General features: G+C 68.1%; 15 protein-coding genes and 1 pseudogene. 8 read left to right on the top strand and 8 right to left on the bottom strand.

Annotated features, from left to right (window positions below):
• The first annotated feature begins 1 nt into the window (after nucleotide 1).
• Entirely contained in the window at nucleotides 2-358 is a 357-nt protein-coding gene (locus ACIA8D_RS04455) for a GntR family transcriptional regulator (RefSeq protein WP_399228618.1), read from the top strand.
• Here the strand turns inward: ACIA8D_RS04455 and ACIA8D_RS04450 are convergent.
• The 5 genes from ACIA8D_RS04450 to ACIA8D_RS04430 form a co-directional block, all read right to left on the bottom strand.
• Nucleotides 271-1,245 carry a sporulation-delaying protein SdpB family protein gene (locus ACIA8D_RS04450; protein WP_399228616.1) on the bottom strand — a complete coding sequence of 325 codons (975 nt, stop codon included), beginning with the start codon at nucleotides 1,243-1,245 and terminating at the stop codon, nucleotides 271-273. The two genes, ACIA8D_RS04455 and ACIA8D_RS04450, sit on opposite strands and share 88 nt — an antisense overlap.
• Entirely contained in the window at nucleotides 1,239-1,841 is a 603-nt protein-coding gene (locus tag ACIA8D_RS04445) for an SdpA family antimicrobial peptide system protein (protein ID WP_399228614.1), read from the bottom strand. Before ACIA8D_RS04445 ends, ACIA8D_RS04450 begins: the two co-directional genes overlap by 7 nt.
• A gap of 85 nt (nucleotides 1,842-1,926) precedes the next feature.
• Nucleotides 1,927-2,433 carry a hypothetical protein gene (locus ACIA8D_RS04440; protein WP_399228612.1) on the bottom strand — a complete coding sequence of 169 codons (507 nt, stop codon included), beginning with the start codon at nucleotides 2,431-2,433 and terminating at the stop codon, nucleotides 1,927-1,929.
• A 611-nt stretch (nucleotides 2,434-3,044) separates the two neighbouring features.
• Nucleotides 3,045-4,655 (bottom strand): tyrosine recombinase XerC, encoded by a 1,611-nt coding sequence (gene xerC, locus ACIA8D_RS04435; RefSeq protein WP_399228611.1) that lies wholly within the window; start codon nucleotides 4,653-4,655, stop codon nucleotides 3,045-3,047.
• A complete protein-coding gene (locus ACIA8D_RS04430; protein ID WP_399228610.1) occupies nucleotides 4,652-5,335 on the bottom strand; it encodes a helix-turn-helix domain-containing protein in 684 nt (227 codons plus the stop codon). Before ACIA8D_RS04430 ends, xerC begins: the two co-directional genes overlap by 4 nt.
• A gap of 131 nt (nucleotides 5,336-5,466) precedes the next feature.
• Between ACIA8D_RS04430 and ACIA8D_RS04425 the strand changes: the two genes are divergently transcribed.
• From ACIA8D_RS04425 to ACIA8D_RS04395, 7 genes are all read left to right on the top strand, one after another.
• Nucleotides 5,467-5,661, top strand: coding sequence for a hypothetical protein (locus ACIA8D_RS04425; protein WP_399229080.1), 195 nt, complete (start codon nucleotides 5,467-5,469; stop codon nucleotides 5,659-5,661).
• Between the two features lie 233 nt (nucleotides 5,662-5,894).
• Entirely contained in the window at nucleotides 5,895-7,043 is a 1,149-nt protein-coding gene (locus ACIA8D_RS04420) for a DUF3631 domain-containing protein (RefSeq protein ID WP_399228608.1), read from the top strand.
• A gap of 205 nt (nucleotides 7,044-7,248) precedes the next feature.
• Nucleotides 7,249-8,004 carry a DUF2637 domain-containing protein gene (locus tag ACIA8D_RS04415; protein WP_399228606.1) on the top strand — a complete coding sequence of 252 codons (756 nt, stop codon included), beginning with the start codon at nucleotides 7,249-7,251 and terminating at the stop codon, nucleotides 8,002-8,004.
• A gap of 227 nt (nucleotides 8,005-8,231) precedes the next feature.
• The gene (locus ACIA8D_RS04410; RefSeq protein ID WP_399228605.1) at nucleotides 8,232-8,702 is read left to right on the top strand and encodes a plasmid mobilization relaxosome protein MobC; all 471 of its coding nucleotides are present in this window, start codon (nucleotides 8,232-8,234) and stop codon (nucleotides 8,700-8,702) included.
• Complete coding sequence (locus ACIA8D_RS04405; RefSeq protein WP_399228603.1) at nucleotides 8,699-10,420, top strand: relaxase/mobilization nuclease domain-containing protein; 1,722 nt, start codon at nucleotides 8,699-8,701, stop codon at nucleotides 10,418-10,420. The genes ACIA8D_RS04410 and ACIA8D_RS04405 overlap by 4 nt, the downstream gene beginning before the upstream one ends.
• Before the next feature lie 145 nt (nucleotides 10,421-10,565).
• The gene (locus ACIA8D_RS04400; protein ID WP_399228601.1) at nucleotides 10,566-11,030 is read left to right on the top strand and encodes a hypothetical protein; all 465 of its coding nucleotides are present in this window, start codon (nucleotides 10,566-10,568) and stop codon (nucleotides 11,028-11,030) included.
• Nucleotides 11,031-11,038: 8 nt separating this feature from the next.
• Nucleotides 11,039-11,326: a hypothetical protein gene (locus tag ACIA8D_RS04395; protein WP_399228599.1), complete on the top strand. Its 288-nt coding sequence runs from the start codon at nucleotides 11,039-11,041 to the stop codon at nucleotides 11,324-11,326.
• 252 nt (nucleotides 11,327-11,578) lie between these two features.
• Here ACIA8D_RS04395 and ACIA8D_RS04390 read toward each other — a convergent pair.
• The 3 genes and pseudogenes from ACIA8D_RS04390 to ACIA8D_RS04380 form a co-directional block, all read right to left on the bottom strand.
• Nucleotides 11,579-11,671: pseudogene (locus ACIA8D_RS04390) on the bottom strand (SAM-dependent methyltransferase); the annotation flags it as partial.
• Between the two features lie 10 nt (nucleotides 11,672-11,681).
• Nucleotides 11,682-12,002, bottom strand: coding sequence for a 4a-hydroxytetrahydrobiopterin dehydratase (locus ACIA8D_RS04385; RefSeq protein ID WP_399228598.1), 321 nt, complete (start codon nucleotides 12,000-12,002; stop codon nucleotides 11,682-11,684).
• A 3-nt stretch (nucleotides 12,003-12,005) separates the two neighbouring features.
• Nucleotides 12,006-13,271: a Twin-arginine translocation pathway signal gene (locus tag ACIA8D_RS04380; RefSeq protein ID WP_399228596.1), complete on the bottom strand. Its 1,266-nt coding sequence runs from the start codon at nucleotides 13,269-13,271 to the stop codon at nucleotides 12,006-12,008.
• Nucleotides 13,272-13,323 lie beyond the last annotated feature (52 nt).

The following is a 13,323-nucleotide window of genomic DNA, read 5'->3' as shown; positions in this document are numbered from 1 at the left end:
GATGCTCATCAGGATCGACCCGGGCTCCTCGGCCCCCTTGGGAGAACAGATCGCCGCGTCGGTACGGCGCGCGCTGGCGGACGGCGCCATCGCCACCGGCGAACGACTGCCCGCCGCCCGGGACGTGGCGCAACTGCTCGGGGTCAACGTGCACACTGTGCTGCGCGGCTACCAACAGCTGCGCAGTGAGGGGCTGATCGATCTGCGCCGAGGACGCGGTGCTGTGGTGGTCGCCGCCCCGGCGCGGGCGAGGCTGCAGATGGCTGCGGCTCAGCTGGTGACCGAGGCCCGCGAGGCAGGCTTCTCCGAGTCCGGGACCATCGAGTTGCTGCGCTCGGCCTGGACCGGAGGCTCTTGACCCGGATCCTCATCCGTACGTGGCCGCCGGAGCTGCAATTCCCCGCCCAGCGGCAGGCACAACAGCAGCAGTCCCGCCCACATGGCCAGCGCGAAGCTCCACAGGCCCATCATCAGGGCGATGCACAGGTGGAAGCCGAAGCCGGCGACGAGTACCACGTACCGCTTGCGCTGGGAGAGCAGCAGCGTGGCTGCCAGGGAGATCTCGATGAACAGCGGCACCCAGGTCATTACGGCGACCCCGACAGGGTTGGCAAGCACCGGACCGGCCAGCATGTGCAGCCATCCGGACGCGCCGAATGCCAGACTGTTGCCCCAGTACCACATGCCGGTGCCGTCGGCCCATTCCGGATGCGACAGCTTGGAGATGCACGCCTGGAAGTACACCACTGACATCTGGAGGCGCAGCACGACAAGGGCCGTGGTCCCGGCAAGGAGTACCCAACGTGCCTGCGGGCGTTCTGGGTCGGCGCCTGCCCAGTGCCAGCGACGGCGGTCGCCGAGCGCGGGCACCAGCAGGAGCAGGGTGAGCACAGCGGTCATCTGGTCGCCGCCGTCACCGATGGCGATGCCGGTAAACACACTGAAGCTGACGTAGGCATGTGGCAGTGCCGTCAGCCGGGGCTGCCAGCCGCTGGCCACCACGAGCAGGACCAGCACACAGGCCCATCGCATCCAGTCCAGTTGATCGTGGCCGGCCAGACAGAAGGCGCCGCCGGCCTCCACGCCGCGACAGGACGGGTGGTCGCCCTGGAAGGCGACTGGGCGGAAGAGTGTCGCGGAGTCGCTGAAAGCCAGAGTCAGCAGTGTGCCGAGGGCGAGAAGGGTACGGGCCAGACCGTAGACATTGGTCCAGGGCGCGGGGATACGTACCGACGTGTTCAGCATGTCACGTCCAGGACGGTGAGACGGTCGGGGGTGTGTGTGCCCGGAAGGAGGTGGCGCCACGCGAACGGCACCGGCTTCTGCTCGACCAGAGCGACCGTGCCGCACAACGTCGGTTCAGGAGTGCGATTGGTGACATGTCCGTGCCGCGTCGCACGCGCCAGACACGCTTCCAAATCCCGGTCGCAGGCCGTCCAACGCAGACTGCGGGCCTTGGAGAGCAGCAGCGCCATCTCGATGCCTTGCGAGCGCGAGCGGCGATTCACCCCGAATGCGTTGTGCGGGGCGCCATGCGGGGCGAGCAGCCGGTCCTGCCAGGCGCCGTCGCGCAGGACGAAGGGCTGTAGTTCGCTCTCGCGTGGCGACTTGGTGAAGAAGCTCCATCCCTGCGGAGCCAGCCGGTTGACGGTGGGCGCCATCGCCGTCTGCCCGGGAAAGGTGAGGGCGTTGCCCGGCAGGTGGATCTGGGCCACGTACAGCACTGGCACCAGCCAGGCCACGGCAGCTAGCACCACCCAACGACGGGTGAAGCGAACGAAGGAGAGTGCTTCCCCCACAGCCAGCGGTAGTCGGTCCTGCCAGTCCTTGAGCCTTGCCATGCCCTTGTGCGTCCTTCCCGCTTGCCCTGCTGCCGGGGATGCGGCAGGCAGCCGGGCAGCTGCCTGCCGCAAGGTGGTCAGTGCGTCAGATGACGCGCAGTTGCTCGGTGAACCGGGCGATCTGCTGGTCACTGCGTTCCGGGGCGGGCGATGCGGCCGAAGAGCCCCACCAGAAGTTCAGCTCCAGTACCACGTTCGCCTGGGTGGCAGCGTTGATGCCGGCCACCACGTTGACGAATGCACCGACGTTCACGGTGACCAGGCAGGTGGGGCTGTTGGCATCGTCCTGGGATTCCACTTTGGCCACCTTGGCCACCTCGGCGGCGCCGTTCTCGACAGCCGCCTTGACGCGGAAAGGGTTTCCGCTGCGAATGTCAGCGGAGAAATCACTGAAGAATTTAGGCGATGACTTGTCTATCGCGGCGGTGAGATCCGCGATCGCCTTGTGAGCCTCGTCCGTGCCGTTCTCCTGGAGCTGGCCCGACTCGTCACCGATGTAGGCGTCGCTCTTGAGGAGCTTCGCCCCGACGTCGCCCTGACCGAAGTACAGGCCGTTGAAAAGGGTCTTTCCGTCGGCCTTGGCGTCGGCCACCTTCACGGGGGCTGACGCCGGTACCGACGCAGCCGACGTCGAGTCGGCTGCGTACGACGCCGTGACGGCTCCGCCGGCCAGGAGTGCGCCAGCGACCACAGCACCAACAATGGATCTATGCATGCCGAATTTCTTCTCCTCTTAATGCGAGAGCGGCGCGTTCCGATACGCGCCGCCGGGAAAGTTGAAGATGGCATGTTTTCGCAAACTTGAGCGAGCGCTCCCCATAGAATTCGCTTTCCAAACATCAAGGAATCGGCCCCTCCGGATATGTTGGACAAATGGGGTAATTATGTAGGTTGCGTGAGCCGGGAAGGCGGAATGGATGATTCCCTAGTGGGTTCCCAACTTTTTACGGCAGTCGATTTGGCTGGGAACGTGGGCGCCCGTCAGTCAGGTCTCAAACGCGTACATGTGCAGTCCATTGGAGGAAGGTCATGGCCACGGCGTGTCGTCGCCTACACAACGACTGCACCGCGCGGCGCCCATGCGGGATACTCGTGGTGCGGGGTCATGTTTTGGATGTACCGCGCGGCGAGCGGTCTGACCAGCAGACAAAGAGTAGTGGGCCGGAAACCTATGCCGACCTGCTAGCCAGTGCCCGGGTCGGCTTAGGTCGGCTCGGGCGCTTCTTCGTTCGCGAGCCACTGCGCGAGCGATGCGTGAGCCGACGAGGTGGACGATTGCTGGGCGGGCGACTCTGGAGTAGCAGGCTTCGGCACGCAGGCGCGGGGGATCAAGCCCGCCGCCTTCTCCGCGATCTCCCGGTCGAGTTCCGGCAGCAGGCTCGTGTACGTGTCCGAGGTCAGCGCGATGGTGGAGTGCCGCAGGGTCGCCTTCACCGTGTGGATGTCGCCGCCTCCGCCGTGCGTGAGCGTCGCGGCCACGTGCCGCAGGTCCCGGAGGGTGATGGGTGGCAGGTCGGTGGTGGCGAGGATGCGACGGAAGGTCGCGGAGAGCGTCTCGGGGTGGAGCCAGGAGCCGTCTTCCTGGGTGAAGACCTTGCCGGTGTTCTGCCAAGCAGGGCCCCACTTCGCGCGCTCCTTGTCCTGACGCGCCTTGTGCTCGCGCAGGACGAGGACGTTCATGCTGGCCAACGCGATGGTGTCGGCGCTGCCGTCCGTCTTGGGATCCGACTCGTACGTGTCCCAGCCGTCGACCACGATCTCTTTGGAAGGCGTGATCTGCCCGCCGACGAGGTCGACGTTGTGCCAGTCCTGGCCGACCGTCTCGCCTCGGCGGAGGCCGCGAGTGCCCATGAGGTGGAAGGCCGCGTACAGGCGATCCCCCTCGGCCGCGTCGAGGAACGCGCCGAACTGGGCGGGCGTCCACACCATGACCGGGCCGGGGATCTCGCCGGTCGCACGCCAGCGGCGGACCCGTTCGTCGGTCCAGAGCAGGGGCTTGGGGCGCCGGCCTGAGGCCATCTCGACGTGGGACGCCGGGTTGAACGTGATGAGCTGCTGCGAGATTGCCGAGTTGAGGGCCGCGCGGAGAGTGCGGCGGATGCCCTGCCAGGTGGAGGGGCCGCTCAGCCTCCGGAACGGCTTCATGTCGGCGAGCTTGGCCCGCTCGGCAGAGAGACGAGCGCGTTCGGCGGCTGCAGGGCGGCCGGGCTTGGGCGGCTTGGTGCGGGCGACTTGTTCGTGGCGGGCCGCGTTCTCAGCGGTGATTACCTCGTTTTCGTCTGCGATGGCGTCGAACATTTCCACCAGGTGGCCGACGTTGAGGCGGTCGAGGCGTATGTGCCCGATGCGGGGCTTCAGGTGGACGCGTATGTGGGAGGCGTAGCTGTTGAGCGTCGTCCGGCGACTCTTCTTCGACGCGAACCACAGGTCCAGCCACTCGCCGACGGTCATGCTGCCGCGTAGGTCGATGCCGGCCTTCAGGCGGCGCCGGGTCTCCTCGATCTCGGGCAGCGGAGCCTTGTCTGTGGTGAGTTCAACCAGGAGGGCTGTGATCCTCTCGACGCTGTCAGGGTCGTCGCTGTCGGCGAGCGCGATGAGGGAGCGGACGTGGTCGAGATCGTTCTGGGCGGCCTTGAGGGTCTCGTAGCCCCCGCGATTGAACGAGCGGCGGGTGCCGTCCTCGCGGGGCGGAAGCTCCTGGCGGATCGAGTACGAGCCGTGCTTTCGGCCTGCGAGCTTGGGGCACTTGCTGCCGAGCGGCTTGCCGGTCTCGGGATCGCGGCAGTAGCAGCGGCGGTGGGTGGAGCCCTTCAAAGGCCGTTCTCCTCCAAGGTGTGGGGATCGATGTCGTCGAGCTGCGATGGAAGGTCGGGCGGGGTGCCGCCTTCGGCGCGGATCAGGTCGCGGTACTCGGCCAGAGCGGACTTGGCCTTGGCGGCCTGGTCGGCATAGCGGGCGAAGGCGCGCTCAGCGGCTTCCCGCTGGATGTGGTTGGCGGCAGTCCTGACCTTCCAGCGCTCGTAGTCCTCGCTCTCCACGGCGGCCAGGGCGGAGCGGAGTTCGAGGTCGTGAGCGAGGAAGTGGTCCAGCATCGAGTCCTCGGAGCCGAAGTCCGGGTCCTGGCCTGTGAACCACTGCAAGACATCCCAGGTCGGGCGCGGATCCTCGTAAGGGAGGGCGCGGACCTCGGGGACGTAGCCGACGGGGTAGATCAGGCTGATGGGAGTCACGCGCAGGGCTCTGGCGAGCACCATGACCTCGACCAGGGGCAGGGTGGCGCGACGGCCGGACTCCATGTTGGCGATCACGTTGCGGGGGATCGGGTAGCCGACCTCCTCGCACTTGTCGGCCAGGTCCTGGGCGCTCCAACGCAGCTCCTTCCGCCGTCTGCGGATCGCGCCGGCCACGGTGGCCATGACGTGGTCCTCCCATTCGAGGACGTCGTCGCCGTCCTCTTCCCTCTCGCTTCCATGGTCGGAAGTGTGTTGTGTCATGGCAACACATTAGCTCGCCCATCCTGGTTCTTGGACGTCTGGAGACGGGCGCGGTCGTCGCGTTCGCCGAGGGCTCAGTCATGGATGGAGTACGTGTGCACGAGAACGAAGCCGCAGGGCGTGAGGACGGCATGAGCCGGGACGAGCTGCTCGCCCTTCCGGTCTCCGTTGACCTGGAGACGGGCAACCGGGCGTTGGGGCTCGGGAGGAGCAAGGGGTACGAGCTGGCCAAGCGCGGCGAGTACCCCTGCAAGGTCCTGAGGCTCGGTAACGCCTACCGGGTGGTGACGGCCGAGCTGCACCAGTTGCTGGGGCTGGCCGCGTGACGGGGCGTGGGCTTCGGCAGGACTTCTGCGCTGAGCTGACACAGTCCCGCTGGACTGTGCCGGGGTGTGGTCATACCGTTCCTGGTCGCTCGCGGGGGCCGTATGCCCGCGAGAAAGGGGTGAGCCTCCGGCGGTGCGTCGCCGGAGGCCCGATGGCTCCCCTGTGGCCCGAAGTGAACCGACACGGCGGCAAGGGCGTGCGAGCCCGCCACCGCCAGACAAGGAGCTGCCGAGTGCAACCCCTGCCCCCAGATCCCTATTCCCCTGACGCGACGATCGTCTCGAAGGACGGGGCCGAGCTGCTGGACGAACTGCGAGCGCAGATAGCCCGGTTCGTGATCCTGCCATCCCAAGATGCTCTGCACGCCGTCACGTTGTGGGTGGCGGCCACGCACCTGCAGCCCGCGTGGCAGCACGCCCCGCGCCTGGCGGTGGTCGGTCCGGCGAAACGGTGCGGCAAGTCGCGTCTCCTTGACGTGGTCACCGAGACGGTGCGAAACCGCCTGATCACGGTCAACGCCAGCCCGGCGGCGATCTTCCGCTCCATCACCGACGAGGACCCGCCCACGCTCCTGGTCGACGAGGCCGACACCCTCTTCGGATCCGTCAAGGCGGCGGAGAAGAACGAGGACCTGCGCGGCCTCCTCAACGCAGGGCACCAGCGAAACCGTCCCACGCTGCGGGTGTCCGGACCCGAGCACAAACCGCAGGCATTCCCTACGTTCGCGATGGCGGCGCTGGCCGGGATCGGCGACCTGCCCGACACGATCATGGACCGGTCCGTGGTGATCCGGATGCGGCGGCGGGCAGCCGGTGAGGAGGTGGCCGCCTTCCGCACCGGACGGGACACACCGGCGCTGCACGCCATCCGTGACCGCCTCTCCGCCTGGATCCAACCGCTGTACCCGCAGGCGCTGGAGGCGGAGCCGGTGATGCCGGTCGAGGATCGCGCGGCGGACACCTGGGAACCGCTGATCGTGATCGCCGACCTGGCCGGTGGCGAGTGGCCCACGTTCGCCCGCACCGCCTGCCGCTCCATGTCCGACTACGAGGCCGGGCAGGACGAGGAAGGCGGCCTGCGGACTCGCATCCTGGTCGACATCCGCCGGGTGTTCGCCGCCGAGGGCGATCCCACCGTGCTGCGTACAAGCCGTCTGCTCGACGAGCTCAACGCGGACAAAGAGGCGCCGTGGGCCGAGTACGGCGCCGGTGGCCTCACCCCGCGTGGACTGCAACTGCTGCTGAAGGACTACGGAATCGGCTCGGCCAACCGCCGTTTCCCCGACGGCACCCAGGCCAAGGGCTTCGCCCACAACCAGTTCCTCGACGCCTGGGCCCGCTACTGCCCGGAGCCGGAGGCCGCGCCCGACATCGCAGCCTGACCCGACTCGACCCGTCGCACTCGTCCCCGCGCAGGTCAGCGCGGGGACGGGTGCCGGACCCGCAACGAGTCGTCTCGGCATCATCAATCCACTCGTACCTGCTCTGACCAGGCGTGCAACGAGTGGTACGAGTCCACGCACCTCGCAGCGGCCACCTTCTGTCCACAGCCTGTGGCCCCTGCCCAGCTCACTGGAGCCCTTCCCCTTGGCCACCACCGCCACCAGCACCTCATCGATACCAGGGACGTCTGCTGTCCGCGCCGGCATCGCGCTGCTGGCCGCGTTCGCCTTCGCCCTCTCCTACGACGCTCTGCGACAGATGGCCGTCGCCATCCACATCCGCGGCCTGCTCACGTACGCCTTCCCGCTTGTGATCGACGGGTTCATCGCCATCGGTGTGGGAGCCCTGCTCATGCTGCGCACCGCGCCGCTGCGCTCGCGCGTGTACGTGTGGGCGCTGGTCGGTGCCGCCACCACGACGAGTATCTGGGCCAACGCCCTGCACGCCGTCCGCCTCAATGAGCAGGGCCGACATGGCGACGGCCTTCGGCTCGACGACGTCACCGTTGGTGTCCTGTCCGCCATCGCTCCGCTCGCGCTGGCCGGTGCTGTTCACCTCTACATCGTCATCCGACGCCATCCCGCAGTCACCTGCGAGGAGACGGCTCCCACGCCTGCCGGCGATGTGACCCCGGATGCCATCAACGTGGCGAATGAGCGCAGGCCGACCGCCGCCTCGCACGACCAACTGCCCGCCGACGTCTCCGCCGAGCGGTTGGCCCTCGCCCGCTCCGCGCCTCTTGGCCGCCACGGCCGCGCCTCGCGCCGCCACATCGAAGCCACGTTTCGTGAGAAGGACCTGACGATCGGGCGGGTCGAGGCAGACCAGCTGAAGGGCCTCGTCCAGAAAGAACTTGATGCCAGCGCAGGCCAGCCAGAGCTCGCCGCAAACGCCGCCTGACGCGGCCCCTCGCCCCCGGTCCCGTACTCCCGGAGAACCAGCTCATGTACGCCCCGCATCACCACGAACCGCACACCGCCCAGCAGGAGGCGACCACCCAACCCAACAGCGCAGCAAGGTATCCCGTTGGACCGTCCAAGGGCCGGTCCAACGGGGGAGCCTCCGCCCCGGGGGAGGCGGAGGCAGCCGAGCGCCAGGGGGCACTCGACCACGAAGAAGCGCGATCCATGCCGTCCCGCGCTGCCGACGAAGCTGCCGTGCACCGCGTCGCCCGCCGCCGACGCCGCGAGCCCGTGCAGCGCAAAGAACGCGTCGACGTCCGCTACAGCAGCGCCGAGAAGGCGGCCATCCTCGCCAAGGCCCGCTCCCTGAACATCGCTGGGGCCCACTACGTCGGTGCTGTCGTCATGGCGCATCTTCACGGAGACCTTGCCCTGCCAGGACAGCGCACCCAGCTCGACGACTACATCGACGAGCTGGCCGCCCTGCGTGAACAGGTCGCGGCGATCGGCCGCAACACCAACCAGATCGCCAAGAAGCTCAACTCCGGCGGCACGCCACACCCCGGCGACACCGCCCTGCTCGCCCAGGCCGAACGCACCCTCACCAAGGCCGCCAGCGCCGTCACCGACATCGCGGCCGGAGCCAACCAGGCCGTCACCAACGGCAGGAAGCCCAGCAAGGCGGTGCCCCGTTGATCGCGAAGATCAGCAGCGGCAAGAGCACTGGCGGCCTCATCCGCTACCTCTTCGACACCAAGAAGGCCACCGACCACACCGACCCGCACCTGGTCGCCTCCTGGGACAACTTCGCCCCCGACCCAGGCCGCACCGCCGAGAACCCCGACGCCGTCCGCAAGCAACTCGTGGCGGACCTCGACCTGCGTGTGAACCAGGCCCGCCGCCACGGCCGCGCCCCCGAACGCTACGTGTGGCACTGCTCGATCCGCGCCGCCACAACCGACCGCCACCTCACCGACGACGAGTGGGCCGACATCGCCCATCGCGTCGTCGCCACCACCGGCATCGCACCGAAGGGAGATCCGGACGGCTGCCGCTGGGTCGCCGTCCGCCACGCGCCCGACCACATCCACATCGCCGCCATCACCGTCCGCGCCGACCTGCGCCCCGCACGCCACTGGAACGACTACCTCACCGCCGACCGCGAACTCGCCAGGATCGAGAAGGAGTACGGCCTCTTCCAGGTCATGCGCGGCGACCGCACCGCCGCCAAGCGACCCACCCGCGCCGAGCAGGAGAAGGCCCACCGCAACGGCCGGGCCAACACCCCGCGCGAGCACCTGCGCACCACCGTGCGCACCCTCGTGGCCGCCGCCCGCAGCACCGAGGAATTCCTGCACCTGCTCGCCCACACCGACGGCGTCCAGGTCGAGGTCAAGCACTTCCCGTCCGGCGACATCCGCGGCTACACCATCGCTGTCACCGGCGACACCAACCAGGCCGGCAATCCTGTCTGGTTCTCCGGCTCCGAACTCGCCCCGGACCTGTCCTTCCCAAAGATCAAAAAGCGCCTCGACGACCTCGCCCCGCAAAACGGAGAACAGTTCGCCGGGCGGCGCACCAACCCCTGGCATCAGGCAACAGCCGCCGTCGAACGCATCCCCCACCACCTCGACGGCAACGTCGACGACGAGGCCGCCCAAGCACACATCAACGCCCTCGGCGAAGCCCTCGACGCCCTACCCTTCGTCGCGCCCGCACCTCTGCAGGCTCCACTTCGGCAGGCGACAACGGAGTTCGAACGTGCCGTCCGCTCTCGCGTACAGGCCGAGCACCAACACGCTCGCGCCCTGCGGGGAGCGGTCCGCGCGATCCTGCGCTCGCCGTCACCGAAGGACGGAGCCGCGTTGGCGATGTTCCTCGACGCCGCGCTTCTGGCCACGCTCGCCGCCGCTCGCTGGCACCAGCGCCGCCACCACAACCAGCAGGTAGCCGCCGCTCAGCGCACTCAGCTCCACATCCAGGCCGCCTACGACGAAGCAGCCGCCGCCCCTATGGCAGCGCTTGCCCGGCAACGGCCTCCCCAGCTCACCGTCGATCGGCACATCGCCTTGGTCCGCGATGTCGTGCCCGACTATGCCGAGAAGATCGTTGAGGATGCCGCCTTCGACGCGCTCACCACAATGCTCGTCCAGGCAGAGGAGGCCGGACACACCCCCGAGCAGATTCTGCGCTCGGCTGTTGACCGACGCACTCTGTCCGACGCCGAGTACCCGGCCAGGGCCCTCACCTGGCGAATTCAACGTCTTGCCGCCCGTCCGGCGCCCAGCCCACTGGCCCGTGCCGCGCAAGCCCGCAGCATCCATGGCGCGCCTCCTCGGTTCACTGCGCCTGCCAGCGTCATCACAGCTGCACAGCAGGCACGCCCCGAGCCCATCCGACGCCCCAAGCGGTGACACGAAGGACTCCTCACACGCACCCGGGCACGGCCCCAACATGCTTGACCCGACCTGATCTCGAAAGAAGGATGACCGGCGACCGGCCGCCGCATCACTGACCAGATCGGCGGTCAATAGCACCAGCATCACCACGGGGAGTTTGATGTTCTCGGCTACAAAGAAGCGTGTCGGCATCACGGCATTGGGAATCACGCTCGGCCTCTTCGGCGCGGCAGTCGCGCCGGCGCAGGCAGCCACTAACCCCAACCCCATCGACTGGAGTGTGTACTCCACCCACTTCGGTCCCGACGGCGAGGACCTCCCGCTGCGCGTAGGGCAGAAGGACGCAGCAAGCATCGACGGATTCGGTAAGCGGCACATCGAATCCGGGCACGGCGACCAGATCTCCAGCTGGTCGAACATGAAACGCGACATCGACAAGACATTGGACCGCGGAAAATGCGGATCCAAGGGCAGCAAGACCACGTGCAAGCTCCAGAGCAACACCTTCAGTAACGTCCGTGCCGGCGCCATGAAGGTGGTGTTCACCGAACGAGTGGACTCCCGGTCCAAGGACCACCGTCCCGTCGGCATCATCACGGCCTACTACTACGACTGCGGCTGCTAGGAAGTGGAATGGCATTGATCACCGAATACGGGGACTACCTTGAGGAGTTCCGGTCGGAGGTCGTCGACGGCCTGGCCTCCGATCTGACGGATCGCGGAGCTACGCTCCGCGACCTCGCCTTCTCGGAGGACGAGGACGGCGTCTGGGTGGAAAGCATCGTCGACCTGCCGAACCAGCAAGAACCATGGGTTCGTCGGCGTCTGATCATCCCCGCGCAGGGCCCCGACAAGGACGCCTGGCTCGCCGGAGTCATCTTCGCCTCGGCCGTCAACGAGGAACTCGACACGAGCCACTAGCCAACTACTGCTGATCACCTCCGGCAGGTGGCCAGCAGGCAAACACGCGACGGACCGGCCCGATCGCTTGGCGGTCGGGCCCGTCCCGCGTCGCCATGGGGACCAGCCGGGAGTCTTCCTGTTACGCCGCTGCTGCCGTGGGCGGTAGTGCCGTCAGGCTTACGGCCCGGATGACCACGGTCAGGAGGTGCTCGGGGAGCATCCCGACGTACGGATCGAACTGCACGAGCAGGGCTGGTGCGAGAACGGCGGTCAGAGCCTGCGCGCGGTGATCAACAGCGTGGTGGGCCACGGAGCGTGGCGACCGTCGTGGAACTCCTGCGCAGAAGTGAGCCCGAAGCCGGCCCAGCGCTGCCTATTGACTGAGGGACTCGGCGCCGTGAGCCTGCGCGATGTCGTCGATCCGGTGGGCCAGGTCGAAGTCAGCGGCGGTCAGCCTGTGGCCCGCATCGTGCGTGGTGATCCCGAAGCGAATCGTGTCCCAGCGCAGGTCGATGTCCGCGTGGTGGCCGATGAGCCGTTCCACGTCGGCCACGTGCACGATCAGCGCGACGCCACCGTGGTACCGGATGCCGAACGTACGCGTGATCTCGTCGCCGTCTCGGCGCCACCCGGGCAGGCCGTCAAGCGCGATCACGATCTCGTCCTCGGTCAGCGGCACCGGGTTCTCGGCCACGCTTCAGCTCCCCTCGATCACGGGCGCCAGGGCCTCGGCAAGCTCCTGGCCAATCGGGGCATCGTGCCACGGGCGCATCGCGCGGTGAAGAGTGCCGAGTTCGCGCCGCATGCGGGCCGACCTGGTCTCCACCGCGATGTCGGCGACGGCCCGCGCGATGTGCACGGCCTGATCGGGATCGCCCGCACCTGCTGCGGCCGTGGCCTGCCGGGCCATGTAGACCCCGCGGTCCCGGCGCGCCGTTTCCGGGACACCGCGGAGGACCTGGTCCCACAGGTCGCCGGCCTCACGGCCGAGACCGAGGCGCCCGTAACAGGTGGCGCGCTGCACCTCCAGATAGCCGGGGGTGCGACGGCAGGTGTTGCCCCAGGGCAGGTCGTCATCGACTCGGGGCAGCAGCCGGTCGGCGTCGTCGAGCAGCCGGTCGACCGCACTGCGGTCGTTGTTCAGGCTCGCACCGTGGGCCTGCTGCTGTCGCGCCATGATCCGGACCTTCGGAACCAGCTGCTGCTCGTCGATCAGCGCCGCCTCACACAGGTCGATGACCGCGTGACCGTCGCCTAGGTCGGTCCTCACCTGGGCCTGGTTCACCAGGCTGTAGCCGACCAGGTGCGGATCGCGGGACCGCATGGCGATCTCCTGGGTGACGCCTCGCCAGAAGCTCGCGCCCTGCATGTCCCCGGCGTCCTGATAGAGCCAGCCGACGAGCGCCGCGTAGGCCGCGCCCACCCGGAGCAGACCGTTTCGGGTCTCGCCCTTCGCCGAGCGCAGGAGCTTGTCGATGAGCTGGTACTGGGCGCTCACCGTGCCGATCAGGTCGTGCGGCCCGAGGAGCATGTCAGCGCGATAGTGGCCCTCGAGTTGTTCCTGAAAGTACGAGACCAGGGCGGGGTCGACGTGCTGCCGCGCAACCGGCCCCGGGACCAGGGCGGCAGCGGTGACGAGGCCGAACTCGCGACGCTTCACCTTTTCCTCTTCGTGGTGTTCCGGTCGGATCCACCCCGGCGGCGTGGTAAACCCGAGATCCTCTGGCCAGCGCCCGAGCGCGTCATGGATCACGATGGCCGTTTCTTCGTTCGGCCATCCAGGGCGCTCGCCCTCCCACCGCCGCCACGTACGCGCGGACACCGTGAAGTGCCGGTCGTCGAGAAGCTGTTGGCCGTGCACGCTCAGCGCGGCGGCGGCCTTCTCCACAGTCCGCCAGCCCTTGCCGAGGCGCGCGGCTCTCAGCGCATCATTGCGGCTCACACGTGCAGTCTGAAGTGCCATCGCGCCCGCTTCCGGCCATGGCCGCACCGTGGCCACACATGGCCACGGCCTG

Origin of the sequence: Streptomyces sp. NPDC051684, assembly GCF_044453445.1 — a bacterium.
Lineage (GTDB): Bacteria > Actinomycetota > Actinomycetes > Streptomycetales > Streptomycetaceae > Streptomyces.
Note: the sequence above shows the minus strand (reverse complement) of the source record. Positions and strands in the feature narration are given on the sequence as shown.

What these genes read in the sequence shown, in the direction of transcription:
- ACIA8D_RS04455 (WP_399228618.1), top strand. Translation starts at nt 2, where the DNA reads ATGCTCATCAGGATCGACCCGGGCTCCTCGGCCCCCTTGGGAGAACAG.
- ACIA8D_RS04450 (WP_399228616.1), bottom strand. Translation starts at nt 1,245, where the DNA reads ATGCTGAACACGTCGGTACGTATCCCCGCGCCCTGGACCAATGTCTAC.
- ACIA8D_RS04445 (WP_399228614.1), bottom strand. Translation starts at nt 1,841, where the DNA reads ATGGCAAGGCTCAAGGACTGGCAGGACCGACTACCGCTGGCTGTGGGG.
- ACIA8D_RS04430 (WP_399228610.1), bottom strand. Translation starts at nt 5,335, where the DNA reads ATGACACAACACACTTCCGACCATGGAAGCGAGAGGGAAGAGGACGGC.
- ACIA8D_RS04425 (WP_399229080.1), top strand. Translation starts at nt 5,467, where the DNA reads ATGAGCCGGGACGAGCTGCTCGCCCTTCCGGTCTCCGTTGACCTGGAG.
- ACIA8D_RS04410 (WP_399228605.1), top strand. Translation starts at nt 8,232, where the DNA reads ATGCCGTCCCGCGCTGCCGACGAAGCTGCCGTGCACCGCGTCGCCCGC.
- ACIA8D_RS04400 (WP_399228601.1), top strand. Translation starts at nt 10,566, where the DNA reads ATGTTCTCGGCTACAAAGAAGCGTGTCGGCATCACGGCATTGGGAATC.
- ACIA8D_RS04395 (WP_399228599.1), top strand. Translation starts at nt 11,039, where the DNA reads ATGGCATTGATCACCGAATACGGGGACTACCTTGAGGAGTTCCGGTCG.
- ACIA8D_RS04380 (WP_399228596.1), bottom strand. Translation starts at nt 13,271, where the DNA reads ATGGCACTTCAGACTGCACGTGTGAGCCGCAATGATGCGCTGAGAGCC.